General features: G+C 70.4%; 27 protein-coding genes. 10 read left to right on the top strand and 17 right to left on the bottom strand.

Annotated features, from left to right (window positions below; all coding sequences use genetic code 11):
* Positions 1–131: 131 nt before the first annotated feature.
* From ACTWPW_RS36480 to ACTWPW_RS36425, 12 genes are all read right to left on the bottom strand, one after another.
* The gene (locus ACTWPW_RS36480; RefSeq protein ID WP_364118995.1) at positions 132–893 is read right to left on the bottom strand and encodes an isoprenyl transferase; all 762 of its coding nucleotides are present in this window, start codon (positions 891–893) and stop codon (positions 132–134) included.
* Positions 894–948: 55 nt separating this feature from the next.
* A complete protein-coding gene (locus ACTWPW_RS36475) occupies positions 949–1,449 on the bottom strand; it encodes a hypothetical protein (RefSeq protein ID WP_375113332.1) in 501 nt (166 codons plus the stop codon).
* 86 nt (positions 1,450–1,535) lie between these two features.
* Positions 1,536–2,417, bottom strand: a complete 882-nt coding sequence (locus tag ACTWPW_RS36470) for a DUF7064 domain-containing protein (RefSeq protein WP_443171322.1) — start codon at positions 2,415–2,417, stop codon at positions 1,536–1,538.
* A 25-nt stretch (positions 2,418–2,442) separates the two neighbouring features.
* Complete coding sequence (locus tag ACTWPW_RS36465) at positions 2,443–2,865, bottom strand: hypothetical protein (protein WP_443171321.1); 423 nt, start codon at positions 2,863–2,865, stop codon at positions 2,443–2,445.
* On the bottom strand, positions 2,862–3,677 hold the full coding sequence (locus ACTWPW_RS36460) for a DUF692 domain-containing protein (protein ID WP_443171320.1): 816 nt from the start codon (positions 3,675–3,677) through the stop codon (positions 2,862–2,864). Before ACTWPW_RS36460 ends, ACTWPW_RS36465 begins: the two co-directional genes overlap by 4 nt.
* 1 nt (position 3,678) lies before the next feature.
* Positions 3,679–4,578 carry a TIGR04222 domain-containing membrane protein gene (locus tag ACTWPW_RS36455; protein WP_443171319.1) on the bottom strand — a complete coding sequence of 300 codons (900 nt, stop codon included), beginning with the start codon at positions 4,576–4,578 and terminating at the stop codon, positions 3,679–3,681.
* 113 nt (positions 4,579–4,691) lie between these two features.
* The gene (locus ACTWPW_RS36450; protein ID WP_443171318.1) at positions 4,692–5,693 is read right to left on the bottom strand and encodes a TIGR04222 domain-containing membrane protein; all 1,002 of its coding nucleotides are present in this window, start codon (positions 5,691–5,693) and stop codon (positions 4,692–4,694) included.
* Between the two features lie 74 nt (positions 5,694–5,767).
* A complete protein-coding gene (locus tag ACTWPW_RS36445; RefSeq protein WP_443171317.1) occupies positions 5,768–7,561 on the bottom strand; it encodes a phosphoenolpyruvate carboxykinase (GTP) in 1,794 nt (597 codons plus the stop codon).
* Positions 7,562–7,810: 249 nt separating this feature from the next.
* Positions 7,811–8,332 (bottom strand): hypothetical protein, encoded by a 522-nt coding sequence (locus tag ACTWPW_RS36440; protein WP_375113325.1) that lies wholly within the window; start codon positions 8,330–8,332, stop codon positions 7,811–7,813.
* Positions 8,333–8,403: 71 nt separating this feature from the next.
* Entirely contained in the window at positions 8,404–9,564 is a 1,161-nt protein-coding gene (locus ACTWPW_RS36435; protein WP_443171316.1) for a C40 family peptidase, read from the bottom strand.
* A 122-nt stretch (positions 9,565–9,686) separates the two neighbouring features.
* On the bottom strand, positions 9,687–10,187 hold the full coding sequence (gene greA / locus ACTWPW_RS36430; RefSeq protein WP_364119022.1) for a transcription elongation factor GreA: 501 nt from the start codon (positions 10,185–10,187) through the stop codon (positions 9,687–9,689).
* A gap of 108 nt (positions 10,188–10,295) precedes the next feature.
* Complete coding sequence (locus ACTWPW_RS36425; protein ID WP_375113323.1) at positions 10,296–10,715, bottom strand: DUF4307 domain-containing protein; 420 nt, start codon at positions 10,713–10,715, stop codon at positions 10,296–10,298.
* Positions 10,716–10,848: 133 nt separating this feature from the next.
* Here ACTWPW_RS36425 and mca point away from each other — a divergent pair, with 133 nt between their 5' ends.
* The 3 genes from mca (at position 10,849) to ACTWPW_RS36410 (ending at position 12,289) form a co-directional block, all read left to right on the top strand.
* Positions 10,849–11,733, top strand: coding sequence for a mycothiol conjugate amidase Mca (gene mca / locus ACTWPW_RS36420; RefSeq protein ID WP_364119027.1), 885 nt, complete (start codon positions 10,849–10,851; stop codon positions 11,731–11,733).
* Between the two features lie 70 nt (positions 11,734–11,803).
* On the top strand, positions 11,804–12,004 hold the full coding sequence (locus ACTWPW_RS36415; protein ID WP_443171315.1) for a hypothetical protein: 201 nt from the start codon (positions 11,804–11,806) through the stop codon (positions 12,002–12,004).
* Positions 12,005–12,289 (top strand): GNAT family N-acetyltransferase, encoded by a 285-nt coding sequence (locus ACTWPW_RS36410; RefSeq protein WP_364119033.1) that lies wholly within the window; start codon positions 12,005–12,007, stop codon positions 12,287–12,289.
* Positions 12,290–12,301: 12 nt separating this feature from the next.
* Here ACTWPW_RS36410 and ACTWPW_RS36405 read toward each other — a convergent pair whose 3' ends face one another.
* Complete coding sequence (locus tag ACTWPW_RS36405) at positions 12,302–13,447, bottom strand: hypothetical protein (protein ID WP_443171330.1); 1,146 nt, start codon at positions 13,445–13,447, stop codon at positions 12,302–12,304.
* Positions 13,448–13,554: 107 nt separating this feature from the next.
* On the opposite strand from ACTWPW_RS36405, the gene ACTWPW_RS36400 reads away from it, so the two are divergent.
* Positions 13,555–15,549: a thioredoxin domain-containing protein gene (locus ACTWPW_RS36400; protein ID WP_443171314.1), complete on the top strand. Its 1,995-nt coding sequence runs from the start codon at positions 13,555–13,557 to the stop codon at positions 15,547–15,549.
* Between the two features lie 82 nt (positions 15,550–15,631).
* On the opposite strand, the gene ACTWPW_RS36395 is transcribed toward ACTWPW_RS36400, so the two are convergent.
* Together ACTWPW_RS36395 and ACTWPW_RS36390 are read right to left on the bottom strand one after the other, a co-directional pair.
* Complete coding sequence (locus ACTWPW_RS36395) at positions 15,632–17,662, bottom strand: transglycosylase domain-containing protein (protein ID WP_443171313.1); 2,031 nt, start codon at positions 17,660–17,662, stop codon at positions 15,632–15,634.
* 215 nt (positions 17,663–17,877) lie between these two features.
* Complete coding sequence (locus ACTWPW_RS36390) at positions 17,878–18,357, bottom strand: Lrp/AsnC family transcriptional regulator (protein WP_443171312.1); 480 nt, start codon at positions 18,355–18,357, stop codon at positions 17,878–17,880.
* A gap of 103 nt (positions 18,358–18,460) precedes the next feature.
* Here ACTWPW_RS36390 and hppD point away from each other — a divergent pair, with 103 nt between their 5' ends.
* From hppD to ACTWPW_RS36365, 5 genes are all read left to right on the top strand, one after another.
* Positions 18,461–19,570: a 4-hydroxyphenylpyruvate dioxygenase gene (gene hppD / locus ACTWPW_RS36385; RefSeq protein ID WP_443171311.1), complete on the top strand. Its 1,110-nt coding sequence runs from the start codon at positions 18,461–18,463 to the stop codon at positions 19,568–19,570.
* A gap of 34 nt (positions 19,571–19,604) precedes the next feature.
* The gene (locus ACTWPW_RS36380) at positions 19,605–20,048 is read left to right on the top strand and encodes an RDD family protein (protein WP_375113318.1); all 444 of its coding nucleotides are present in this window, start codon (positions 19,605–19,607) and stop codon (positions 20,046–20,048) included.
* A gap of 46 nt (positions 20,049–20,094) precedes the next feature.
* A complete protein-coding gene (locus ACTWPW_RS36375; protein WP_443171310.1) occupies positions 20,095–21,504 on the top strand; it encodes a M1 family metallopeptidase in 1,410 nt (469 codons plus the stop codon).
* Between the two features lie 74 nt (positions 21,505–21,578).
* Positions 21,579–22,124 (top strand): RNA polymerase sigma factor, encoded by a 546-nt coding sequence (locus tag ACTWPW_RS36370; RefSeq protein WP_364119047.1) that lies wholly within the window; start codon positions 21,579–21,581, stop codon positions 22,122–22,124.
* A 68-nt stretch (positions 22,125–22,192) separates the two neighbouring features.
* The gene (locus ACTWPW_RS36365; RefSeq protein WP_375113316.1) at positions 22,193–22,792 is read left to right on the top strand and encodes a hypothetical protein; all 600 of its coding nucleotides are present in this window, start codon (positions 22,193–22,195) and stop codon (positions 22,790–22,792) included.
* Positions 22,793–22,883: 91 nt separating this feature from the next.
* Here ACTWPW_RS36365 and ACTWPW_RS36360 read toward each other — a convergent pair whose 3' ends face one another.
* The gene (locus tag ACTWPW_RS36360) at positions 22,884–23,993 is read right to left on the bottom strand and encodes an ROK family protein (RefSeq protein WP_443171309.1); all 1,110 of its coding nucleotides are present in this window, start codon (positions 23,991–23,993) and stop codon (positions 22,884–22,886) included.
* Positions 23,994–24,018: 25 nt separating this feature from the next.
* On the bottom strand, positions 24,019–25,194 hold the full coding sequence (locus tag ACTWPW_RS36355; protein ID WP_375113506.1) for an FIST signal transduction protein: 1,176 nt from the start codon (positions 25,192–25,194) through the stop codon (positions 24,019–24,021).
* Positions 25,195–25,365: 171 nt separating this feature from the next.
* Here ACTWPW_RS36355 and ACTWPW_RS36350 point away from each other — a divergent pair, with 171 nt between their 5' ends.
* Positions 25,366–26,757, top strand: coding sequence for a sigma 54-interacting transcriptional regulator (locus tag ACTWPW_RS36350; protein ID WP_375113314.1), 1,392 nt, complete (start codon positions 25,366–25,368; stop codon positions 26,755–26,757).
* Positions 26,758–26,779: the final 22 nt, after the last annotated feature.

Genomic DNA, 26,779 nt, shown 5'->3' with positions numbered 1-26,779 from the left:
GCGAGCTGCCGTCGGTGTGCCGGAATCCGGCCCCCCTCGGCAGATGTTGGTGCAAAGGCGGGACCTCTCCGAAATGTCCGACCTGTGACCGGACACTTCCAACGTTACGTCCTGGATACCCGAATGTCGGGTCAGGAACCGTAACGTCGGTTTCTCGCAGCGTAATCACGCAGCGCCCGCAGGAAGTCGACCCTGCGGAAGTCAGGCCAGTAGGCCTCGTGGAAGTAGAACTCCGAATGAGCGCTCTGCCAGAGCATGAAGCCCGACAGACGCTGCTCGCCCGAGGTCCGGATGAGGAGGTCCGGATCGGGCTGGCCGCGAGTGTAAAGATGCTCCGCGATGTGCTCCACATCGAGCACCTCGACCAGGTCCTCGATGCTCGCTCCCCTGCTCGCTTGCTCCTGGAGCAGTGAGCGCACCGCATCGGCAATCTCACGTCTTCCTCCATACCCAACTGCAACGTTCACAATCAGGCCTGGACGGTGTGATGAAGCTTCTTTTGCATTTTTTAGGACATTGGCCGTGCGATCCGGCAGCAGGTCGAGCGCGCCGACCGGGCTGATCCGCCAGCCCTCGTCCACCAGCTCCTGCGTCACGTCCTCGATGATGCGCAGCAGCGGCTCCAGCTCTTCCCTCGGCCGGTTGAGGTTGTCATTGGACAGCATCCACACCGTGACGACCTCGACGCCCGTCTCACGGCACCAGCCGAGCAGCTCGGAGATCTTGTCCGCGCCCTTGCGGTGGCCCGACGCCACGTCGCGCATGCCCATGGCGCGCGCCCAGCGGCGGTTGCCGTCGATGATGACCCCGACGTGCCGGGGAACGCTGTCCTTCGACAGCTTGGTCTCCAGCCGGTGTTCATACAGCCGGTAGACCAGATCGCGCAGGCCCACGGAGTGCCTCCCCAGCGGTGCTGTGCCTTTGGTCGGTTGACCCAACAGGCAATTATCACCGCGAATCGCCCGTGCCTGCCCCCTCCACCGGATTCCTCGCCAGATCTCTACCTTCTAGACACACTTCCGCCTCATCCACGAGCTCGCGCACGAACACCGCCAACTCCGAGGACTTCAGCACCGCCCGCATGCCCACGCCCGTGGCGCCCCACGCCTCCACGTAGGCCCGCCTGGTGAGCCGCCACTCACCCGGCCCCGGCTGCCACACGGGGATGGTCCTGAGCTGGCAGCGCAGCTCCCCGCCGCCCACCAGGCCGGCCCTCGTGCGGTAGCGGAAGGAGAACAGCTCGCTCTCCGGCTCCTCGTCGGGGAAGCGGTCGTCGGGGTCGGTCCAGTGCCTGGCCGCTCCCCCGCCCTGGCGGGCCTCGTCGACGCCGCGCGCCAGGCGGGCCAGCAGCCAGCCGCAGCGCTCCCCCACGCTGCCGTACGGCGTGCCGTCGCGATGCAGCTCAAGGGTGATCTCGTACGGCGTGCCGAGGCTGTCCGTGCACGCCACCGGCGTGACGGTCAGATATGACCCGTCAACGCAGCGCAGTCCCCCCATCCCCTCACAGTTTCCGGCCGAATGTCCCCTAAACCCGGTTATGCAGGTGACTGCCAGGCATGTTCCCGCCAGCCCGGCGGCTGGTGCCACTCCGTCCAGCCGTGGCCCCTGCGCCCGTCCTCGGTCTCGAACGCGCACATCGCCCTGGGGAACTCGGCGACCGCGCCCTCGGGAGAGGTCAGCGTCACGGGGGCGAAGGCGATCGGGCGCACCGTGGTGGTCATTCCGGGGAAGCGCAGCACGGTCGCCCTCGGCCGGTCCCCGTCGAACGAGGTGGCCGCCGAGAAGCCCGCCACGTGCTCGACCTCGCCGCCCGGGGGCGCCTGGAACGCCGGCCAGGGCAGCTCCAGGCCGAGGTTGGCCCGCATGCCGTGCAGGTAGGTGCCGTCCTCCAGGTGGGCGCTGCTCCACAACCAGGAGATGGACCACCAGTCGCGCACGCCCCAGCTGTGGTCGCGCTCGCCGTGGCCGCGGAAGGGGGTGCCGCCGATCGTGCCGGTGACCTCGCAGGGGATCTCGTAGCGGGGGGTGATCGCGTAGCCGTAGACGCCTCCCGCCGTCCGCCATTCGAGGTCGAGGGCCAGGTCCGCGGAGTCCAGGCGGACGCGTACGGTCCGGAGCGGGTTGGTCGTGCGGTGGGAGGCCGTGTAACCGGCGCCCGCCACCGTCAGGTCCGCGTCCGGCAGCGGCGCGTCGTGATCGAGGTGCGTGACGATCCCGTCCTTCGTCACGACGCAGGCCCAGTACCAGGCCCGCTTCCAGTTGGGGTAGAGGCCGAGGCGGACGTAGCCGCCCACCTCGCCGTCCTCGGAGACGAAGTCGTAGTACCAGGACTCGTTCCACAGCGGCTCGCCGCCGGGCTCGTGGTGCCGCTCGTCCTCCTGGCCCAGGGGCCACTCGCCCATGTTGACGATCCGCATGCCGCCTCCCAAGCGCTTGCTGCGATCAGCTTAAGCCAGGGAGGCGGGACCACCAGCGGCGCTTCGGGGGCGGTTCGTCGGGCATCCGGCCGCGCTCGCGCAACCAGGCGGCGAAGTCGCCGGCGTCGGTGCGGTAGTCGGGCGGCGGGGTGGCGCGGGCACGCGCGTACGCGGCGAACTCGGCCGCCAGATCGGAGCCCGCGGCGGCGGCCGCGTCCGGCCGGATCCTGGCCACGATGCCGCGGCGCTTGGCGACCAGGCCGGCCGCCTGCGCCCGCATCCGCTCCGGGTCGAACCCCTCGGGCAGCTCCGCCCCCGCGACCAGCGCCGCCACGACCCGGCCCTGCGCCTCGGCGAGCGCGGCCCGCCCCACGTCGTCCGTCGTCGGCCGAGCCTCGGGGACGCCGTCGTCCGTCGCCGGGACGGCCGCCGGGGGCTCGGGCGTCATCGCACGTCCCCGGCCAGGGCCATCGCGGCCCTGATCCTGGACAGCTCGCTCGCCAGCACGTCGTCGCTCGGATAGTCGTCGTCCCACTCCAGCAGCACGCCCGGCGGCGTGGTGCGGGCGCACAGCTCGGTGAGCAGGTCGAGGACGGCCTGCGGCGCGGATGTGGTGTGCGTGTCGTGCCAGATGCCGTGGTGCTCGTACCCGCCGGCGACGTGGACGTACGCCAGCCGCTCCAGGGGCAGCGCGTCGAGCGCGGCCACGGCCGGCAGGCCCAGGTTGACCTGGTTGGTGTAGAGGTTGGCCACGTCGATCAGCAGCCCCACGCCCGTGCGCTCCACCAGCTCGGCGAGGAACTCGGCCTCGGTCAGCTCGTCGTCCGGCCAGCCGAAGATGGCGGCGACGTTCTCCAGGGCCAGGGGGACGGGCAGCGCGTCCTGGGCGCGGCGTACGTTCTCGGTGACGACCCGCAGGGACTCGCGCGTGCGCGGCACCGGCAGCAGGTGCCCGGCCTCCAGGCCGCCGCCGCGGACGAACGCCAGGTGCTCGCTGACCAGCGGCGCGTCCAGGGCCTTGGCGCAGGCGGCCAGATGGGCGAGCCGGGCCGGGGAGGGCTGCTCGGCGCCGCCGATGCCCAGCGACACCCCGTGCGGGATCACCGGCAGGCCCCGGGCCCGCAGCACGCGTAACGACTCGGGCAGGTGAGCGGGCTTGATGTTCTCGGCGACCACTTCGAGGAAGTCGACGCCGGCCATCCGCTCGATGGTCAGGTCCAGCTCCGACCGCCAGCCGATGCCCACTCCCAGCCCGCCCATCTCAGCCTCCTCCGCCACAACCACCGCCGCCGCAACCGCTGCTGCCGCCGCAACCGGACGACCCGCTCCCGCAACCCGATGGGCCGGAGACCCCGCCGCCGCAACTGGTCGAGCCACCCGCAGCGTACGAGGCCCCGCTCCGGCGACCGCGCCGGACCTCCCGCCTGCTCAGCTCCAGCCGCAGGCCGGGGTCGCGCAACTCGCCGAGACCGTAGAGCGCGAGCGGGACGGGCCCCTCGGCGACGCCCCGGGCGTTGGCCTGCCTGGCCGCGTCGAGGGCCGCCAGGCCGGAGGCGGTCAGCGTGGCCCTCATGGAGCGCCGGTGGTGGCCGAGCACGATCTCGGCGGCCACCCCCGTGCCCGCGAAGACGAGCAGGGCGACGCCCCCGTGGAAGCCCGCGTCCAGGAGGACCCGCAGCACCTCCACCGCCGCGCCGGCGAACGCCAGCACCGACAGCGCCCACAGCCGCCGGCTCAGCCTCCTGACCTGGGCGAAGGCGCCGTCCTCCATGAGCAGCCCCTGCGCCGTGAGGTGCTGCTTGATCGCCTCCATCGCCAGGCTCCTGACGACCTCGATCCGGAGCGACATCACGGGCAGGCCCGAGCGGTCGGCCACCACGCCCAGCACGGCCTCCTCGACGGGCTCCCGCGTGACGACGCCCGTGGTGACCTGGTGCACCCGGCCGCCGCGCGACACGCGGATCGCGCCCGAGTCCGCGAGCAGCGCGATGGCGGTGTCCGCCACCCGCTGCGGGCCGCCCACCAGGTACGCCAGGTCGTAGTGGCCGAGGTCGCGAAGGCGAGTTCCCGCCGCGTCGGACCGGATGACGGCGTGCCCACGCTGGATGGCGGAGATGGTGACGGCGGCGTACGCCCCAAGGGCCACCGAAACGATGAGCATGAACAGGTCCATGTGAGGCCCCCGCTCGTCCGGCCGGGTCCACCCGGCCTGTCGGAAAGACACCTTGAGGCCAGCGTAAAGTTTCCGTCGCGCGGAGCCGAGGTTTTGCGCCTTTAGCTGCTGCTGGATCCGCAGCTCGACCCGCCGCCACAGCTGGATCCGCCCCCGGCGCTCGACCCGCCGCCACAGCTCGACGAGCCGCCGCCGAAGTCGAGGCCGCCGTAGGAGCCGGTGCCGTAGGAGTCGGTGCCGTAGGAGTCGGTGCCGTACGTGGCGCCGTCGCCGCCGCCGTGGCTGCCGCAGGAGCCCGCGCAGTCGGCCGCCGGGTCACCGACCGACAGCTCGTCGCAGAGGGCCTGGTCGCCGGCGTCCTGCAGGCCGTAGAGCGCCACGGGGATCCCGACCGCGAAGGCGAGCGAGCTCGGGTCGCGTACGCCCCTGGGATGGAACTCGCGGGCCGACGTCAGCACGGCGCGCCCCTCCCGGGTGACGACGCCGCGCAGCCGCCGCCGGTGCCTGTACAGCGCCATGAAGCCGCCGACCACGGCGGTCCCGGAGATGAGCAGGGCACCGATGAACACCGGCTCCCTCCCGGCCACCCCGAGCCCCGACAGCACGAACAGCAGCACGAGGAAGCCCACGGCCACGCCCAGCGCGATCTTGACCTGGTCCCTGCGCCGCCACGCCGTGCCGTACGCGCCCTCCGGCACGATCAGCCCCCGCCGTTCGAGCCCGGCGGCCAGCCCGGTGACCGCTGGATGCCTCTCCAGCGCCCGCCGCAGCTCGCTCGCCCGGTAGCCGCCCTGCCGGGCCGCCAGCGCGTCGAGCACGGCCTGCTCGAGCGGCTCCGGCGAGGGCCGCGCCCCGTGGACCGGGGTGACCTGCGAGCCCCGCGACACGCGAACGGCACCGGCCGTCGCGAGGACGGCCAGCGCCGTGTTGACGGCCCGCCGGGGCCCGCCGGACAGGTAGGCCAGCTCGTAGTGGGTCAACTGATGCGAGGCGCCGCTCGGCTCGGTCTCGCCGACGCGGCGGCGCTCCCGCTCGACCCGCTGCTCCGCCGAGCTGACCAGGAAGAACACGCCGATGGCGGCAAGGAGCAGGATGACGTCCACGTGCGGCCCTCCTTGGCGGTACGGCAGGCCGTCAAGTTAGACGGCTCCGGCCGTACCGCACAAGGGAGTTCCGCTCAGCCGAGCCGGTCGAGCAGGGCGTTGTACTCGTCCCACAGCTCCTTCGGCAGATGGCTGCCGAACTTGTCGAAGTGGTCGGGGATCAGCGCCGCCTCCTCGCGCCACACGTCCCGGTCGACGGTGAGCAGCGTGCGCAGGTCCTCCTCCGACAGGTCCAGGCCCTCGGTGTCGAGGTCGGCCGGCAGCAGGCCGATCGGCGTGGGCACGGCCTTGGCCTCGCCGTTGAGCCGCTCCACGATCCACTTGAGCACGCGGCTGTTCTCGCCGAAGCCCGGCCAGACGAACTTGCCGTCGGCGTTCTTGCGGAACCAGTTGACGTAGTAGATCCGGGGCAGCTCGGCACCCTCGCGGCGGCCGATCTTCAGCCAGTGGCCGAAGTAGTCGCCCATGTTGTAGCCGCAGAACGGCAGCATGGCGAAGGGGTCGTGGCGCAGCTCGCCGACCTTGCCCTCGGCGGCGGCGGTCTTCTCGGAGGCGACGTTGGCTCCGAGGAAGACGCCGTGCTCCCAGCTCAGCGACTCCGTCACCAGAGGTACGGCGGTGGCGCGGCGACCGCCGAACAAGATCGCTGAGATGGGCACGCCCTTGGGGTCCTGCCATTCGGGTGCGATGGTCGGGCACTGCTCGGCCGGGGTGGTGAAGCGGGCGTTCGGGTGGGCGGCGGGCTCGTCGCTGTCGGGCGTCCAGGAGCGGCCCTTCCAGTCGGTCAGGTGCGCCGGGGGCTTCTCCGTGAGGCCCTCCCACCACACGTCGCCGTCGTCGGTGAGCGCGACGTTGGTGAAGATGCTGTTGCCCCAGAGCGTCCTGATCGCGTTGGCGTTGGTCACCTGGCCGGTGCCGGGGGCGACGCCGAAGAAGCCGGCCTCCGGGTTGATCGCGTAGAGGCGGCCGTCCTTGCCGAAGCGCATCCAGGCGATGTCGTCGCCGATCGTCTCCACCTTCCAGCCCGGGATCGTGGGCTGGAGCATGGCGAGGTTGGTCTTGCCGCAGGCGCTCGGGAACGCGGCGGCGATGTAGCGGGTCTCCCCCGTGGGCGGCGTGAGCTTGAGGATGAGCATGTGCTCGGCCAGCCAGCCCTCGTCGCGGGCCATGACGCTGGCGATGCGCAGGGCGTAGCACTTCTTGCCGAGCAGGGCGTTGCCGCCGTAGCCGGAGCCGTAGGACCAGATCTCGCGGGTCTCGGGGAAGTGGCTGATGTACTTGGTCGAGCTGCACGGCCAGGGCATGTCCACCTGGCCCGGCTCGAGCGGCGCCCCGACGGAGTGGACGGCCCTGACGAAGTCGCCTCTCTCCTCGATCAGGCGCAGCGCCCTGTCGCCCATCCGGGTCATGACGCGCATGGAGACGGCCACGTACGCGGAGTCGGTGATCTCGACGCCCAGCTGCGAGATCTCGCCGCCCAGCGGGCCCATGCAGAACGGCACGACGTACATGGTCCGGCCGCGCATGCAGCCCTTGAACAGCCGCCCGAAGGTGCGGCGCATCTCGTCCGGGGCGATCCAGTTGTTGGTCGGCCCCGCGTCCTCCGCGCGCTCGGAGCAGATGAAGGTACGGTCCTCGACCCGCGCCACGTCGGTGGGGTCGGACTTGGCGTAGAAGCTGTTGGGCCTGGCGGCCAGGCGCGTGAGCGTGCCCTGCTCGACGAGGAGGTTGGTCAGGCGTGTCCACTCCTCCTCCGACCCGTCGCACCACTCGATGCGATCCGGCTGGGTCAGGGCTGCGATCTCGTTCACCCACGCGGCCAATTCACTATTGCTGGTGGGTGCGGTTACTTCCACGGAAACGGACACGACGGTGACTCCTCCACTCTCTCAGGGCCCAGTCATCATTAACGACGAAGCGGCCGGAAAGCCAATTGGCATAGACCTGTCGGCCAGGCCGTCGCCGCAGGCAGCGGCCCTGACGATTGGGGGAGCCTACCCATGCGGAGCGGATTTAAAAGAGGTAATTCCGAGCAGTGGTCCAGTCCAATTGCGCTGGTCTAAACCAATTTCCCGATTGGTTTAGTCCATTCGCCGGGCCGTTTCCGCTGGGAGATCTCAGGAATTGACGTCGGGCCCGGCGGAGCGAACTCGGTCGACATGCTGGAGCGCGTCGCGCAGCTCGGCGAGCCAGGTGTCGGTGTTCTTGCCGACCAGGCGCACGCACCAGGCCAGCGCGTCGCTGCGGCTCCTGGCCACGCCGGCGGCCACGAGGGTGTCGAGGACCTGGCGTTCCGCCTGGCGCAACCGGGTCATCACCGGCACGGACAGTGTGGTGAACATCACAGTCTCGCCGCCGCAGACCACGCCCCAGGACACCTTCTGCCGGAACTTGCGCTCGGCCTCCCGGGCGATCTCGATCCGCCGCTCGCGCGTCTCTTCCCTGAACCTGCGCGCCAGCCCCTCGATCAGGGCCGCCCGCTCGGCCTCGGGCGTGTCCTCGGGAGGGTCGGGCAGGGTGCCGAGCACCGCGATCTCCTCGCGGTCCCTGACGATCTCGGGCGCGCCGGTGAACCACCCCTCGGGCATCCGGCCCGTGAACCAGCCACGTACCTGTGCCGAAGCGTCATCTGTTGTCATGTAATCAAGATTACATACTTGCAGGCCATTTGCACGCGAGGGAACACGGAACTGTGCGTTAGGGAAAGGGCTCAGCGCACCTTGGCCGCGGCGATGGGGCTGACCCTGACGACTCCGGCCAGGTTACGGGTGCTGACGGGGGCGATCTTCACCACGTCGCCGGTGCGCGGGGCGTGCAACATCTTCCCGTCGCCCCAATAAATCGCCACATGCGAGATGTAATCCGGATTTGTCGGGTCGTTGCGCCAGAAGAGCAGGTCACCGGGCTGCACCTGCGCGTACGGCACCTGCGGCCCCGTCACCCACTGCTGGTGCGTCACCCGGGGCATCCGCACCCCCGCCTGCCCGTAGGCCCACTGGACCAGGCCGGAGCAATCGAACGTCTCGGGCCCCTCGGCGCCCCACACGTACGGCCGGCCGAGCTTGGAGACCGCCGCCTTCAGCGCCGCCGTGAGCTGCTCCCCCGTCATGAACGAGCCCGCCGGCCAGTTCTGCTGCGGCACGTTCTGCTGCGTCTGGGGCAGCACCGGGTTCACCAGGGCCACCTGCGTGCCCTTGGGCAGCGCGCGCAGGATGCGCTTGCGCAGTTCGTCGGAGTTGGTCTTGGGGGCGCTGACGATGAGCGCGTTGTCGTGGGGCAGGCCGAGCGTGCGGCCCACCTCTCTCGACACGACCGCGTCCACGGCGCCGAAACCGGTGGTGGCGTACGCGCCGACCCGCAGCTGCCCCGCCGGGCCCGCCGCCACCCGGCTGTGCAGCGCGAGCCCGCCGTCGTTGCCCAGCACGAACGAGACGGCCACGTCACCGGCCGCGATGTTCTGCCACAGCGCGTCCGACGAGGCGGTCACCTTGGGCGTGTAGGCGCGGAAGGTGGACGGGTTGACGGCCAGCGTCTGCACCCGCTTGCCGTCGAGCGTGATGGAGGCCGCGTCGGCGAGCTCCATCGCCCGAACCCCCCGCAGCTTGGCGACCTTCTGCAGCAGCTCGTTGGTGAAGGGCTTGCGGGTCAGCACGAACAGGTTGGGCTTGTGCAGCTTGCTCAGCGGCGCCACCGGCTGGAGCGTCCTGGCCGGCTCCTGCGGCGGCAACTGCTGCTGGGGCCGCTGATCGGCCAGGAGCGTGGGCTTCGGCGTGGCGCGCACGGCCGCGGGCTTGACGGATGTGCCCGGCTGCGTCAGCAGCAGCACGTCGGCGGTCAGCACCGCGACGAGCGCCACCACGATGAACGGCACCAGCTTGTACGTATTGCGCCGCTTACGAGTTTTAACTAAGAAACGCAGGTCTTGCCGAATTCCCGATCCATGCGAAAACGCCGCCGGGCCAACGTGGGCCCGGCGGTCATCGTCCAGGGGGGTCAGTTGCCGATGTACGGCACAGCCTCGAGGATCTCGACGGTGTTCTGCCGTCCGTTGGGCAGGGAATAGGTCGCCTTCTCCCCGATCTTCTTGCCGTTGATCGCCGACCCGAGCGGGGACCTCGGCGAGTAGACGTCGATCGGTGCTCCGCTCTCCTCACGGGAGGCGAGCAGGAAGGTGACCTCGTCGTCGTCGCCGACGAACCTGATGGTCACGGTCATGCCGGGGCCCACCACGCCCTCGGCCTTGGGGGCCTCTCCCACCTGGGCGTTGTCGAGGATCTGCCGGAGGTGGAAGATCCGGGCCTCCATCTTGCCCTGTTCGTCCTTGGCCGCGTGGTAGCCGCCGTTCTCCTTGAGGTCACCCTCTTCACGGGCGGCCTCGATCTTCTTGGCGATGTCGACGCGCCCGGGGCCAGAGAGATACTCGTACTCCGCCTTCAGGCGGTCGTACGCCTCCTGCGTCAGCCAGGTGACGTTCTCATCGCGAGAGTCGGCCACGGGTTCTCCTTGCTTGCCTAGGGGGCCCTGAGATCACTTGAGGTTGCGTACGGTTGAATTGCGAAAGGCTAACAAGTTAACCGCTCGAACGCTTCCCCAAATGTCTCACTATACGAGATTGCAGTACTGGATGTGGACGGAAGTCGCCCGACCGCTCGTGTCGAGGCTTTCCTTGAGCTGCTTACTACCCTCACCAGCCGGGATTCTTACTTCCTTGCTGCCCACTTCCGCGTGATCGACGTCCAGTGCCCTGATGCGGCAGACGGCCACCCTATCGTCCGGCTTGTACACCTCAAAGGTGATCTCCGCCTGGCTCGGGCCGTTCACCTTGAACGTCACCACCTGCGACGGCGCCTCCGAGCCGCCCGCCGTCATCGACCACATCACGTAGCCCCAGCCACCGGCGATGATGGCCACCAACACGCCGATCACCACGTGGACGACAAGCCTGCCACCTCGCTTGGGCCGGTCGGGGAAGTCGTCGGGTGTGCCGAGAACGGGTCCGTTCTCGACATCTTTGGTGACCATGGCGGAATCTCCCTGCACTCCCTCAGCGTTATCCGAGACAATTGTCGCCCGCGGGGGGTGTGCCCTCGCGACCGCCCAGCAGAAACTAACCTCTCTGGGCGACTGACCGGTCCTACTGAGGAGCATCGAGCCCGTGAGTGCACCGCTGAGGCTGATGGCCGTCCACGCCCACCCCGACGACGAGTCGAGCAAGGGCGCCGCCACGATGGCGCGTTACGTGCGAGAAGGCGTGGAAGTGCTGGTCTGTACCCTCACGGGCGGTGAGCGCGGATCTGTGCTCAACCCCAAGATGGACCGGCCCGAGATCGTGGCCAACATCGCCGAGGTGCGCCGGGCCGAGATGGCCCGGGCGCGCGAGATCCTCGGCGTAGAGCAGCGTTTCATGGGCTTCGTTGACTCCGGGCTGCCCGAGAACGAGGACGAGAAGCTGCCCGACGGCTGCTTCGCCGTGCAGACGCTGGAGGACGCCTCGGCGCCGCTGGTGGCCGCTGTACGCGAGTTCAGGCCACACGTGATCATCACCTACGACGACGACGGCGGCTACCCGCACCCCGACCACATCATGACCAACAAGGTCTCCGTCGAGGCCTTCGAGGCGGCCGGCGACCCCGACCGCTACCCCGGCACCGGCGACCCCTGGCAGCCGCTGAAGCTCTACTACCAGATGGGCTTCACCAAGGAGCGGTTCGAGGCGCTGCACGAGGCGATGACCGAGCGCGGCCTGGGCTCCCCCTACGCCGACTGGATCTCCCGCTGGGAAGACCGCCCCGCCAAGTGGCCGGTGACCACGCGGGTGCCGTGCGGCGACTACTTCCAGCTCCGCGACGACGCCCTGCTGGCGCACGCCACCCAGGTCGACCCCGACGGCTTCTGGTTCGTCTGCCCGCGCGAGCTGCAGCAGGAGATCTGGCCGACCGAGGATTACCACCTGGCCCGCTCGCTCGTGGACACCGAGCTGCCGGAGGACGACCTGTTCGCCGGCATCCACGCCGACGAGGTGGAGCCCGCCTGCCACTGACCGGGCCGCAGGTCGAAACAGGGGCCGGACCCCTGGCCGGACCATGCCCCCCTGGTGGCAGACTGGAAGCGTGACCGTTCTAGCAGCTGGTGATGTGAGCCCGGGCCTGCTCGGCTTCGTCGTCGTGGCCCTCATGGGTTTCGCCCTGTATATCCTGATCAAGTCGATGAACAAGCAGATGTCGAAGATCCAGGTGCCACACGAGAGCGAAGCCGAGGACACGGCCGGCAAGGCCGATGACAAGGCCCTCGCTGACAAGAAAGCCGATTAGATGCCGATAGAAGTGGTCGACAACTCGACGGAGAGCCGGTTCGAGATCCTCGTGGACGGCAAGGTCGCCGGGTTCGCCGACTATTTGCTGCTACCCACCAAGATCGTGTTCACGCACACCGAGGTCCTGCCGGCCTACGAGGGGCAGGGGCTGGCGGGCAAGCTGGTCGGCCACGCCCTCCAGGCGAGCGCCGACACCGGCCTGCGCGTCGTGCCGCGCTGCCCCTACGTGGCGAAATACATCGAGCGTCACCCCGAGTTCAAGGACCTGGTCGACGCCTCCTGACGGGCGGGCCGGTCATTCGGCGGCCGACCAGGCACGTTCGAGCGCCTTCGGCAGCCCCCACCAGCCCAGCGGGGTGAGCACCTCGTCACTGTCGACGATGCCGAGATGCGCCCAGAGGGTCACCACCGACGCGAAGAGTCCCTCCGTCGCGTCCAGGTCGTCGACGTCCTGGTCGTCGACGTCGATGTCCTCCGACTCGGCGATCAGCCGCGCCATCCGCTCGGGCGAGGCCAGCACCCCAGGCCCCATCCTGACCAGCGCCGCCACCCCGGCCAGCCAGTCCGCGTGCTGGATCGCGCAGAGGTTGGCCAGCGCCGTGTCCTCCTCGCTGAGCTCCCCGTCGAGGTCGGCGAACTCCTCCAGCACGTCCGCGCCCTCAGACAGGTCCGAGACGGGCCCCGCGACGCCCGCCGCCACCGTCAGCCACAGCTCCAGGTCGTCGTCGGGCAGCGGCCGGTCCTCGAACCCCGCGCAGGCCCGCAGCACGTTGGCGGGGTAGCCGGGCAGGGCCAGCAGCGCGCGCAGGCGTACCGCGGCCGCCTCCAGCTCCTCCCCGGGCAGCTCGGGCTGCTTGGGCAGGTCCGCGAGGATGCGCCGCAGCTCCGACAGCGCGAACGCCTCCTCCTCGTCCCAGGCCGCGAACAGCTCCTCGTCCTGCTCGTCGCTGACCGCGAACCCCGGCACCCGGCCGTCGGGCAGCGGCGTGCTCAGCCAGCGCTCCTGAAGCTCCTCGTACGCCCCGCGGGCCTCCTGCTCGCCCGCCGCCAGCGCGTCGGGGTCGATCTCTCCCGACTCGACCCGCTCCTCCAGGTACGCGACCAGCCGCGCGAACATCTCGGCCGCCACGGGCCCGCGCTCGTCCTCCTCCGGCCAGACGAAGTAGCTGGGCGTCATGAGGATCGGCTCGGTGCCGGTGGACTCGACCCACCGCTGCACGTCACCGACCGTGGCCACCCCCGCCTCGATCGAGCTGAGGGTCGCCTTGGCGGATTCCCAGAACGCGACGGAGAGCGGGTTGCCCGCCGCCATCATGGCCCGCCGCAGGTCGGGCAGCGCCACGAGGGCCACTCCCGACGGTACGGCGAGCAGCGCGCGGGCCACGTCCCGGCGCGTGACGGCGGTCGCCGGACGGCCGGCATGGGCGCAGACGAAGTCCATATCCACGCCCCGTAACCTACGCCGTACCGGCCGCCGGAGTCAGCCTGTGCCGACCTGCTCCCGGAACGGGAGTGCGGCGCCCTCTAGGCTGGTTGGGGGAGGTCCTGATGAACCGCTTGAAAGACGCGACAAGCCCCTACCTGCTCCAGCACGCGGACAACCCCGTGGACTGGCATCCGTGGGGTGAGGAGGCGTTCGCGGAGGCCCGCAGCCGGGACGTGCCGCTGCTCATCAGCGTGGGCTATTCGGCGTGCCACTGGTGTCACGTCATGGCGCACGAGAGCTTCGAGGACCCCGGCACCGCGCGGCTGATGAACGAGCACTTCGTCAACATCAAGGTCGACCGCGAGGAGCGGCCTGACGTGGACGCCGTCTACATGGGCGCCACGCAGGCCATGACCCGTCAGGGCGGCTGGCCGATGACCGTTTTCGCGACGCCCGACGGGCATCCCTTCTACTGCGGCACCTACTTCCCGCGCCCGCACTTCCAGCGCCTGCTCACCGAGGTGCACAACGTGTGGACGGGTGACCGGGAGTCCGTGCTGCAGCAGGGGTCGAAGGTGGTGCAGGCGCTCAACGAGAACACCACGCTGCCCAGCGGGCCGCTGCCGGGCGAGGAGACGCTGCGGCAGGCGGTGCGCAACCTGCGGGAGTCGTTCGACGCCGCCGACGGCGGGTTCGGCGGGGCGCCCAAGTTCCCGCCGTCGATGGTGCTGGAGTTCCTGCTGCGCTCCGGCGAGCGCGAGATGAGCGGCAGGACGCTGGAGGCGATGGCCCGCGGCGGGATGTACGACCAGCTCGGCGGCGGGTTCGCCCGCTACAGCGTGGACTCGGGGTGGGTCGTCCCGCACTTCGAGAAGATGCTCTACGACAACGCCCTGCTGCTGCGCGTCTACACGCACTGGTGGAAGGCGGGCGGGGGCGACCTGGCGCGGCGGGTGGCGCTGGAGACGGCGGACTGGCTGCTGCGCGAGCTGCGTACGCCCGAGGGCGGCTTCGCCTCCGCGCTCGACGCCGACAGCGAGGGCGTGGAGGGCAAGTTCTACGTCTGGACGCCCGAGGAGCTGTCCGAGGTCCTCGGCGAGGATGACGGCCGGTGGGCGGCGGAGCTGTTCGAGGTGACGGGCACCTTCGAGCACGGAACGTCCGTGCTGCAGCTCCTGCGCGACCCCGAGGACCCGGCGCGCCACGCGGACGTGCGGGCCCGGCTGCTGGCCGCCAGGGAGCGCCGGGTGCGGCCGGGGCGCGACGACAAGGTCGTGGCCTCCTGGAACGGTCTGGCTATCGCGGCCCTGGCGGAGACCGGGGTCGTCTTCGAGCGGCCCGACCTGGTGGCGGCGGCCACGGCGGCGGCGGAGCTGCTCGCCGGCACGCACATGGCGGACGGCAGGCTGCTGCGCACCTCCAGGGACGGCCGGGCGGGCACCAACGCCGGGGTGCTGGAGGACTACGCCAACCTGGCCGAGGGCCTGATCTCCCTGTACGGCGTGACCGGCGAGGCCAGGTGGCTACGGCTGGCGGGGTCGCTGCTGGACACCGTGCTCGACCGGTTCGCCGACGGGACGGGCGGCTTCTACGACACCGCCGACGACGCCGAGCGGCTCTTCCAGCGCCCGCAGGACCCCACGGACAACGCCACCCCCTCCGGCCAGTACGCGGCCGCCGGCGCGCTGCTCTCCTACGGCGCCCTGACCGGCTCCACGCGCCACCGGGAGGCCGCTCACGCCGCCCTGGGCACCGTGTCGGTGCTGGCCACCGGGCATGCCAGGTTCGCGGGGTGGGGGCTGGCCGTGGCGCGGGCGGCGCTGTCGGGGCCCGTGGAGGTGGCCGTCGTGGGCCCGGCCGACGATCCGCGCACGGCCGCGCTGCACCGGGAGGCGCTGCTCGCGGACGCGCCCGGGCTGGTCGTGGCGCTCGGCCGGGACGACGGCGGCGACCGGGGCACCGGCGATCCGCTCGTCCCGCGGGAGGCGGCCTTCCCGGCGCTGCTGGAGGGCCGCGGGCTGGTCGGCGACGCACCGGCCGCCTACGTGTGCCGGGGCTTCACCTGCCGCATGCCCGTGACGACGGTCGAGGCGCTGCGGGCCGAGCTGGCCGGCTGACCGCCCGAGGCGTCGCGGGCGAGCCGTCCGGCCGACGACCCGCGTCATTGCGGGCCGAGCCGGCCGACCGCTCGAGGAGCCGTCATCCCGTGGGCTGGCGGCTCCTGCCGCCGCCCGGGTCGCCGTCCTGCTGGACCGTCGGCTGGTCGGGCACCTGCGTGGGCGGCGGGGCGGTCTCCTCCGGCTGCTCGTCCGGTCGCTCGTTGTCGTCGGGGCCCTCCGTGACGGGCGGGTCCGTGAACGGCGGCTCGCTGAAGTCGGGCTCCGGCTGGTCCCAGTCGTCCGGGCTCTCCGGCCGCGTGTACTCGTAACCGGGCACGTCCCTGTCCTGGCCGGACTCGGAGTAGTCGGAGGACCAGCCGTACTCCGACGGCTCCGGGAACTCCTCGACCGGCTTGCCCGCCATCGCCTCGGTCATGAACGCCCGCCAGATCTGCGCGGGCAGCTGGCCGCCGAACTGCGTCCCGTAGCCGGGGATGGTGACCGTGGCGTTGTCGTCGCGGAACATGTCCACCGCCACCGCGAGCTGCGGCGTGAAGCCGTTGAACCAGACCGACTTGGAGTCGTCGGTGGTGCCCGTCTTCCCCGCCACCGGGCGGTCGTAGAGCCGGGCGGCGGTGCCGGTGCCGTATTTGACGACCTGCTGCATCGCGTACGCGGTGTCCGCGGCGGCCTGCTCGCTGACCACCTTGGTCGCGACCGGCTTGACGACCTCCTTGCGGCCCTTCGCGTCGGTCACCGACTTGACCACGTGGGCCTCCACGTGCACGCCCTTGTTGGCGAAGGTGGAGAAGCCGGAGGCGTTCTGGACGGCGCTGACCGAGGCCACGCCGAGCGGGAAGGCGGCGGCGCTCTTGTGCTGGTCGAGCTGGGCGGCCGGGATCCCGGCCGCCTCGGCGGTCTCGGCGACCTTGTCCAGGCCCACCTTCTGGCCGAGGTCCACGAAGGCGGTGTTGACGGAGTTCTGGGTGGCGCTGATCAGGTTGATCTGCCCGTACGAGCGGTCGCCGTCGTTGGGGATCGCCTGGGACGCGGAGGCCACGCGCAGCGGCGAGTTGCCGTCGACCCTGGTGGACAGCTCGAAGCCGTTGTTGAGGGCGGCGGCCAGCGTGTACGGCTTGAACGTGGACCCGGCCATCACCTTGGCCGAGAACGCGCTGTCGTAGTACTTCGACTGGGACGGCCGCCCGCCGTAGAAGGCCACGACCTCGCCCGTGGCGGGATCGACGGCCGCCAGCCCCGTGCGTACCTTCTTGGGCGTGTCGTCCGGCAGGACGTCCGCGACCGCCCGCTCGGCCGCCTGCATGAGCTTCTTGTCGAACGTCGTGACGATCTTGAGCCCGCCGCCGTTGATGTCCTCGTCGGTGTAGCCGCGCCGGTTGAGCTCGGCGGTGACCTGCTCCAGCATGTACTGGGCCTGGCCCTTGAGCTCGAACGGCTTCTTCGGCGCCTTCAGCGTGGGGAACTTCTCGGCGGCCGCCCGCTCGGCCGGCAGCGCGCCCGTCTGGCCCATGGCGTTGATCACCGACTGCCAGCGCTCCTGGGCCGCCACCAGGTCGGAGCCCTTGGGGTCGGCGAAGCGGCTCGGCTGCTGGATCACCGCCGCCAGGTAGGCCCCCTCGGCCACGGTCAGCTTCTCGACGTCCTTGCCGAAGTAGGCGCGGGCGGCCGACTGGACGCCGTTGGCGCCCCGGCCGAAGTAGATCGTGTTGAGGTACTGCTCCAGCACCCAGTCCTTCGACTTGGACTGGTCGACCTTCATCGCGATGAGGATCTCTTTGAACTTGCGGGTGACGGAACGTTCCTGGCTCAGCCCGCTGTAGTAGTTGCGGACGAGCTGCTGGGTGATCGTGGAGCCGCCCTGGAGCTGCTGCCCGGTGAGGGTGGACCACACGGCCCGCCCGGTGCCCTTGATCGAGACGCCGGCGTCCTCGTAGAACGAGCGGTTCTCGGCCGCGATGACCGCGTCGCGCACGTGCTTGGGCACCTTGGCGAGCTCGATGTTCCTGCGGTCGATCCCCTGCCGGGCGAGCACGGTCTTGCCGTCGCGGTAATAGATCACCGAGCCCTGCGCGGTGGCCTGCTTCTGGGTCGTGTCGGGAATAGGAGTCAACGCCCAAGCAATCGCGAAAAGCCCGGCTAGTACGAGGATTCCCGTGCCAATAGAAATCAGTAGAACTCGGAGAATCCGCCGCTTTCGCATCCCGTTACCACCACCACTCCGCACCCCTCGACCCCCTCGTCAAGCGTCGCCCAACCCCCGCAAGCTGGGCGGATGCCAAGGGTAAACGATCGACAATGGTGCCTCGTCCCTTAGCGATAGTACGACTAGCGCCCGCCTCGACGCGGAACATCGGCGACCAAAGGCAGCACTCGGTAGGGAACCGGGGTGTCGAGGGCGATGATCGAATTAGTCCTGAGTACGCCCTGAACATCAACGATCAAGTCGATAACCCGCTGCAAATCAGCGTTGGTCCGGGCAACCACGCGGCACAGGAGATCGCTGTCCCCGGTGATCGTGTGCACCTCCAGCACCTCGGGGATGCGGGCCAGCCGGTCGGCCACCGGGTCGTGCCCGGCCACCTGCCTGATCTCCATGCTCACGAACGCGGTGACGTCGTAGCCGAGCGCCTCCGGCGACACGTCGGGGCCGAAGCCGGTGATCACTCCCCTGTCGATGAGCCGGTCGAGCCTGGCCTGGACCGTGCCACGGGCCACGCCGAGCCGCCGCGAGCACTCCAGCACGCCCAGGCGGTGCTCGGCGGTCAGGAGGGCGATCAGCCGGGCGTCGAGATCGTCGATCGTCATGGTGTACAGATCTACCGGACGATTCGCCGGGAGACTAGGCAGATTGTGCACTCATTGAGGTAACTCTTGCGCAACTCGTCCAGATAAATCGAGAGTTGGCGGTATGAGTGATGTCTTTCCGGTCAATGGCATGCACGCCGTGGTGTTCGCCGTGGGCAACGCCAAGCAGGCTGCTCACTACTACTCGACCGCCTTCGGGATGCGGCTGGTCGCCTACCGGGGCCCGGAGAACGGCAGCCCGGACGTGGCCGCGTACGTGCTGACCTCGGGCAGCGCCACGTTCGAGTTCCGGGCCTCGATCCGCCCGGGCACGGACCTGGCGCGGCACGTGGCCGAGCACGGTGACGGGGTCGTGGACCTGGCCATCGAGGTGCCCGACGTGGAGGGGGGCTACGCCTACGCGGTCGCCCACGGGGCGAAGGGGCTGGTGGAGCCGTACACGGTGGAGGACGAGCACGGCAAGGTGGTGCTCGCGGCCATCGCCACGTACGGCGAGACCCGGCACACGCTGGTCGACAGGTCCAACTACGGCGGGCCCTACCTGCCGGGCTACGCCCCCGCCGAGCCGCTGGTGGCGCCGCCCGCGACCAAGCACGGGCGGCTGTTCCAGGCCGTCGACCACTGCGTCGGCAACGTCGAGCTCGGCAAGATGGACGAGTGGGTGGACTTCTACCGCAACGTCATGGGCTTCACGAACATGGCGGAGTTCGTCGGCGACGACATCGCCACCGAGTACTCGGCGCTGATGTCCAAGGTCGTGGCCGACGGCACGCGCAAGGTCAAGTTCCCGCTCAACGAGCCGGCCGTCAGCCGCAAGAAGTCGCAGATCGACGAGTACCTCGAGTTCTACGGCGGCCCGGGCGTGCAGCACATCGCGCTGGCCACCAACGACATCCTGACCACGGTGGACCACATGCGGGCGGCCGGGGTCCAGTTCCTGGACACGCCGGACTCGTACTATGACGACCCCGAGCTGCGCGAGCGCATCGGGCAGGTGCGCGCGCCGATCGAGGAGCTGAAGAAGCGCAAGATCCTCGTGGACCGCGACGAGGACGGCTACCTGCTGCAGATCTTCACCCAGCCGGTGCAGGACAGGCCCACGGTCTTCTTCGAGCTCATCGAGCGGCACGGCTCGCTCGGATTCGGCAAGGGCAACTTCAAGGCGCTGTTCGAGGCCATCGAGCGCGAGCAGGAACGCAGGGGCAACCTTTAGTTTGTCCCGACTTTGTGGCGGTCATCCAGAAATCATGGGATTGTCGCCGCCGGGGCTGGCGGGACGCTGGCGGCGACTGTTCGCCGGCGTCCTCGACTGGCTCATCATCAACATCGCCTCCGCCCCGTTCACCTGGACGAGCTGGGACTACGTCTGGGACGAGAGCAGGGGTGCCTGGGACCGCTATCCGGTGGAGCACACCTTCGTGGCCAGCCTCGTGGCCTTCCTGTACTTCTGGCTCCTGCACGCCTTCTGGAATGGTCAGACGCTGGGCAAGAAGTTGTTCGGCATGCGTGTCGTGCAGGAGCACGGCGGGAGGATAGGCGTGGGGCAGGCGGCGGTCCGGCAGGCCGTGGCGACCTTGCTCGAATGGCTCTGCTGCGTCGGACCCCTGCTGGATCTCGGCTGGATCCTCTTCGACCCCCGTAAACAGGCCCTGCACGACAAGGCCGCACGGACGGTCGTCGTGAACGCCTGACCCAGCGTAATATTCTGGTCACGATCTGAAGGGGGCTCGTTCGCCGATGCGTTTCGACAGACGCGGGGTGGCCATGCTCGCGACGCTCATCAGCGTGCTCGCCTGCTCTCCCGCCGACGAGCCACCGCCCACCGGGCACCACCTGCCCGCCGACCACCGCGCGGGCGCGCCCGGCATCGGCGACCCCGACTTCCCGACCGACGGCAACGGCGGCTACGACGTCTCCCACTACGACCTGGCCATCGACTACACCCCCACCACCAAGCGCCTGGAGGGCGTGACCACCATCCACGCCGGCGCCACCCAGGAGCTGACCAGCTTCAACCTCGACCTCGCCGGGCTCACCGTGCGCGAGGTCTCCGTCGACGGCTCCCCCGCCACGTTCACCCGGCAGGGCGACGAGCTGACCGTGCGGCCGCCACAGGCGATCGACGGCAACACCCCCTTCACCGTCAAGGTCACCTACTCCGGCCTGCCCAAGCCGGCCACGAACAACGCCAACCTGGGCACCTACGGCTTCATCCCGACCTCCGACGGCGCCTTCGTGGCCTCCGAGCCCAACGGCTCCAAGACCTGGTTCCCCAACAACGACCACCCCTCCGACAAGGCCACGTTCGACTTCACGATCACCGTGCCCGCCGGCGTGACCGCCCTGGCCAACGGCGAGCCGGCCGGGCAGCCCACCACCTCCGGCGGCAAGACCACCTACCGGTGGCGCGAGCGCCACCCGATGGCGACCTACCTCGCCACGGCCACGCTGGGCAAGTTCGAGCTGCGCCAGGGCAACACGGCGGCCGGCATCGCCAACCTGGCCGCCGCCGACCCCAAGTTCAAGGCCTCGCTCAACGACCTCTACACCGCCTCGGCCGAGATCACCGACTACTGGTCCACGGTCTTCGGCCCCTACCCGTTCTCCTCGACGGGCGGCGTGGTGGACGACTATTCCGCCGGCTACGCGCTGGAAAACCAGACCAAGCCCCTTTACGGCGGCTTCGACCCCGGTGAGACGATCATCGCGCACGAGCTGGCGCACCAGTGGTTCGGCAACAGCCTGACCATCCGGCGGTGGAAGGACCTCTGGCTCAACGAGGGCTTCGCCACCTACGCCGAGTGGCTGTGGTCCGAGCACAAGGGCAAGAAGACCGCGGAGTCGTTCTTCAGGGACTTCCACCAGCGCCCCGCCGACGACCCGATGTGGAAATATCCCCCGGGGCGCGCGAAGCCCGACGACCTGTTCAACCAGTCGGTCTACACGCGCGGCGGCATGACCCTGCACGCCCTGCGCAAGGCCATCGGCGACGCCACGTTCTTCACCCTGCTCAAGACGTGGGCCGCCGAGCACCGCTACGGTCACGTCACGACGGAGCAGTTCGTCGACCTCGCCGAGCGGTTGTCCGGCAAGGACCTCAACGGGCTCTTCGACGCCTGGCTCTTCCAGCCCAGACGCCCCGCCTGACCCCGCTCGGAAACGCTTTTCGTCGCTCGGTCCAAGAACAGGTGTAAGGGCGAACGACGAAGGGAGCGAGGCCAGTGCGCCTCCATGAGGACCCCGCGGCCTTTGAGGCCTTCTATCGCCGCCACGTCGATGCCGTCATGAGGTTCGTGGTGCGCCGGGTGAGCGATCCTCACCTGGCAGCGGACCTGACGGCGGACATCTTTCTGGCGGTGCTCGACTCCGCGGACACGTACGTGCCCGGACGGGGCAGCGAGATCGCGTGGCTGTACGGCGTCGCGCGCAACGTCGTGTCGGCCCAGTATCGCAAGGCGGCACGGGAGGCGCGGGCGGCCGGCCGCGTCGCCGGCCGCCGGCTGATGGACGACGACGATCTCGCCCGGATGGAGGAGCGGATCGACGCCGAGCGCCGGATGCGCAGCGCTCTGGAGGCCATGGAGGGCCTGCCGGAGGGCGAGCGCGCGGTTCTGGAACTCGTCGCGATCGACCAGCTCACCGTCACGGAGGCCGCCGCGGCCCTGGGCATCAGGCAGGTGACCGCACGGGTCAGATTGCACCGGGCCAGACGTGCCCTTGAGAGCGTCGCTTCGCCATCGGCCGTGTACCTGGAAGGACAGACATGAGCAACTTCGAAGATCGCCTTCTCAGTGCACTCAAGGATGAGATCACGACGAGGACGGCGGAGGACAGGATGACCACTGTGACACCGGTTCGGCGCTCCCGGCGGCGCCTCGTGGGGTTGTCCGCCGCGGTGGCGGGGGTCGCGGCGGCCGCCACGGCGGTGGCGGTGCTGACCGGGCTCACCGGCAGCCCGGCGTACGCGGTGACCACGGGCTCCGACGGCGGGGTCAGCGTGCGGATCCACTCGTTCAGCGACCCCGACGGGCTGGAGGCCGAGCTGGCCGACGCCGGGGTGCGGGCGGTGGTGGACTACCTGCCTGAGGGGCAGACCTGCAAGCAGCCGCGCGGGGAGCGTGGGGGCGGTCAGGGGCAGTTCGCGACGAGCATCGGCAGGGACGGCGACGGGATCGCCTTCAAGATCGAGAAGGGGCAGGTGCCGGCCGGCTCGACGCTGGTCCTGGCCGTCTCAAAGAGCAAGGAAGGAGACGACCAGCCGCCGTTCGCGACGGCGCTGGAGGTCGTCAAGGGTGCGGTCGCGCCGTGCGAGACCACCACGCTGCCGGCGCCTCCTCCCGGGTCCGGTGGCACCAACGAGCGGAAGGACGACGGGCCCGGCCTCGACTCCGGTACGGAGGAGCAGGGGCCGAGCCTGAACACACAGAACGGCTGACGCGCCGTTCCCGGGCCCGGCGGTCCCTCCCGAGCAGCGGGGGCCGCCGGGCCTGTCATATGCCCCGTCATGTGCCCCGTCATGCACCGCGTCATGTACGCGGTGCGTCGTCCCGGCAGTCGTCCCAGTAGCGGTCCCCGGCCAGGAGCAGGGCGGCGGCGCCGACCAGGCCCGCCTCCTGGCCGAGGGCGGCGGGCATGACCTTGACGCGGCGGGCGAACCCCATCCGGGCGTGCTCCCGCAGCGCCTCCTCCAGCGGGCCGAAGAGCGGCTCCCCGGCCTGGGAGAGCCCGCCGCCGACGGTGACCAGGTCCAGGTCGCACAGGTGGGTGGCGGAGGCGATCGCGACGCCCAGGGCCCGCCCGGCCCGGCGCATCGCCCGCACCGCGACCGGGTCCCCGGCCAGCGCGTCCGCCGCCAGCCCCCGCGCCGTCACCCCGCGGTCCTCCCGGTACGTCGCGTCACCCGTCACGGCACCCGTCACGGCACCCACGGCCTCATCGGCTCTCGTGGGCCCGCTCACGGTCCCAGGGCGGTGGACCGTCTCGCCGCCGCCGGGAGCATGGGGCGCGGCGGTGACTCCGCCGGGAGCATGGGTCGGGGCGGTGCCGCCGCCGGGCACCCAGCCCTGGTCAAGGGCCCAGGCGGCCAGGGCCGGGCCTCTGGCGACGGCCTCCAGGCAGCCGTGGCCGCCGCAGCCGCAGCGGGGGCCGCCCTCCGGCTCGACCACCACGTGCCCGATGTGCCCGGCGTTGCCCGTCCTGCCGTTGACCAGCCGCCCGTTCAGGATCAGCCCGCCGCCCACGCCCGTGGACACCACCATGCCGAGCATGTCGTCGCTGCCCTGCCCGGCGCCCTTCCAGTGCTCGGCCACGGCCAGGCAGATCGCGTCGTTGTGGAGGCGTACCGGTAAACCGGGGAACAGCGCCGCCAGCCGGGCGCGCAGCGGGAAGTCGCGCCAGCCCGGGATGTTCAGCGGCGAGACCTCCCCTTCCGGCCAGGTCATGGGTCCGCCGCAGCCCACCCCCACCCCCTCGGCGCCCTGCGCCAGGGGCTCGACGAGGTCGGTGAGGGTCCGCCAGAGAGTCTCGGCGTCCGCGCCCTGCGGGGTCGCGACCCGCCTGGACCGGGCCACCGTGCCGTCGCGGCCGACCAGGCCGGCGGCCATCTTGGTGCCGCCGACGTCGATCGCGAGGATCACGGGCGGCCCGCCGCACCGCACGGGGTCATGGGCCGGCGGTGGCGCTGGAGAAGACCAGGACGGAGGCCGTGAACCCGTGCACGTGGTTGTGGCCCGCGACGGGACCGACCTCGCCGGCCGCGAAGAAGCCCGCCACGCCGATGGGTCCCAGCGTGTCGCGCAGGGCGACCGGGTCGTGGTCGGCGGTGCCGAACATGGCCGAGCCCCGCCCGTTGCAGGAGAACAGCAGCGCCCCGTCCACCTTGCCCAGCTCCTCGCGGTGGGCGTCGAGCAGGTCGTACAGGTCCTCGTCGGCGGTGGCGGCGTCGCGCACCTGGAAGCGTACGGTCCTGCCGACCTCCACGATGTCGCCGATGGCCACGGCCTCGCGTTCGGGGTCGATGCCGATGACGCCGCGGATGAGGAAGTCGCCGCGTTCGTGGCGCTCGGCGTACTCGTCCATGGCCAGCCCGATCTGCAGGCCCGAGGCGACCAGCTCGCGGTCGTCCTCGTCCAGGTCGCTGACGATGTCCTCCAGCCGGGCCAGCGCCGGCTGGCCGGCCAGCTCCAGCAGCAGGTTGTCCTCCGACGCGGTGACCACCATGCTCGGGCCGATCGGGCGGCAGCCCTGGCTGACCACGGTGCTGATCTTGACCGGCCCGCTGAGCAGCACGCCGATCGCGCCCTCGGTGTAGATCTCGCCGTCGGCGAACAGCCGTACGGAGCCCCGCCCCTGCAACCCGTTCGCCAGCCCGCCGATCAGCGGCAGGTCGCCCAGCACGTCGACCGAGCGCTCGACGAAGGCGTCGGTCGGAAAGGTGTACGGATCGGCCAGCAGGATCGCCACATGGTCGTCCCCGCCCCGCTCGGGCAGCCCGACCACCACGAACCTGTCCTCGGCCGTCAGCGTCTCCAGCGCGAACGTGGTCAGCCGCGCCCCGTCCAGGGTCGCCGCCCAGGCGCTCACGGCGGGCGTCAGCTCCACTCCCTGCCCGTCGCCGATCACCCCTGTGGCGCTGCATCCGATCACGTGTGCCTCGGGCGCGAGTTTCATCGCGGCCTCACCGGCCCGCGCGACGTCCTCGGGATCGTCCCCGCAAATGAAGAAGCAGACCAAGTCGGCTTGGCCGCTGAGCCTCGACAGTGCCTGGCCGACGGCGTTCTCCGCGGCCTCCACCAGGTCGGAACCCACGGCGAGGCCGTCGGCGAAGCGGCTTGTCAACACGGCCACGGATCTCGCCTCCCTCGACATGTCCAAGTTCCCTAGGCCCGATTCTCCCCACTAAAGGGACAAGCACGCGCACGAACCGTCACGCAATAGTCAAGATCCGAAATCTCCGCCAGATGCGAAAGTCTCTGCCACATTCCTCGCGGGGGACGTAGTCTCGTTCCCGTGCATCAGCCACGTATTCTCCGCGAGTTGCGAGAGAGCGGCCACGTTCATCGCACCGTCAAAGCCGAGGTCCGGGAAAACCTGCTGGCCAGGCTGCGGTCGGGCGAGCCCCGCTTCCCAGGCATCGTCGGCTTCGACGACACCGTCCTGCCACACCTGGAGCGGGCTCTGCTCGCCGGGCACGACCTGGTCCTCCTCGGCGAGCGCGGCCAGGGCAAGACCCGGCTCATCCGCACGGTCACCGGCCTGCTCGACGAATGGACGCCGGTGGTCGAGGGCTGCGAGATCAACGACCATCCGTACGCGCCGGCGTGCACGCGCTGCCAGACCCTGGCGCGGGAGCTGGGCGACGAGCTGCCGGTGGCGTGGAAGCACCGCGACTCGCGCTACGGCGAGAAGCTGGCCACGCCCGACACCTCCGTGGGCGACCTGATCGGCGACGTCGACCCCATCAAGATCGCCGAAGGGCGCACGCTGGGCGACCCCGAGACGGTCCACTACGGCCTGGTCCCGCGCACCAACCGCGGCGTCTTCTCGGTCAACGAGCTGCCCGACCTGGCCGAGCGGATCCAGGTGTCGCTGCTCAACGTGCTGGAGGAGCGCGACATCCAGGTGCGCGGCTACAACCTGCGGCTGCCGCTCGACATCCTGCTCATCGCCAGCGCCAACCCCGAGGACTACACCAACAGGGGCCGGATCATCACGCCGCTGAAGGACCGCTTCGGCGCCGAGATCCGCACCCACTACCCGCAGACCGTCGAGGACGAGCTCACGCTCATCCGCCAGGAGTCCGTGCCGGACATCGGGGCCGACGTCCCCGAGCACCTGATCGAGGTGATCGCCCGCTTCACCCGGCTGGTCCGCGAGTCGACCGCCGTGGACGCCCGTTCCGGCGTGTCGGCGCGCTTCTCGATCGCCGCGGCCGAGACCGCCGCCGCCTCCGCCGTGCGCCGGGCGGCGATCACGGGCGAGGAGCAGGCGGTGACGCGCGTGGTGGACCTGGCCTGCGTCGTGCACAGCCTGCGGGGCAAGGTGGAGTTCGAGGTCAGCGAGGAGGGCCGGGAGACCGACATCCTCGCCCACCTGCTGCGGCGGGCGACGGCGGAGACGTTCAGGAGCCGGTTGGGCGGCATGGACCTGTCTCCGGTGACCGACAAGTTCGCCGAGGGCAACCAGGTGGAGTCCGGCGATCTGGTGCCCGCAGGGGAGCTGCTGCACCGCATCGGTCCCGTCACCGGCCTGGCCAAGGTCATGTCGCGGCTGGGCATGGGCGCGGGCGAGGAGTCGCCGGGGCACGCCGCCGCCGCTCTGGAGTTCGCGCTGGAGGGTCTTTACCTCATGCGGCGCCTGTCCAAGGAAGACCTTGACGGAGTGACCGTCTACCGGACGTGAACATGTCGGCGGTCTCCCGCGT

Source organism: Nonomuraea sp. KM90, from assembly GCF_052246675.1.
In the GTDB taxonomy this organism is placed as follows: Bacteria; Actinomycetota; Actinomycetes; order Streptosporangiales; family Streptosporangiaceae; genus Nonomuraea.
This window is presented reverse-complemented; position numbering and strand designations above follow the sequence as displayed.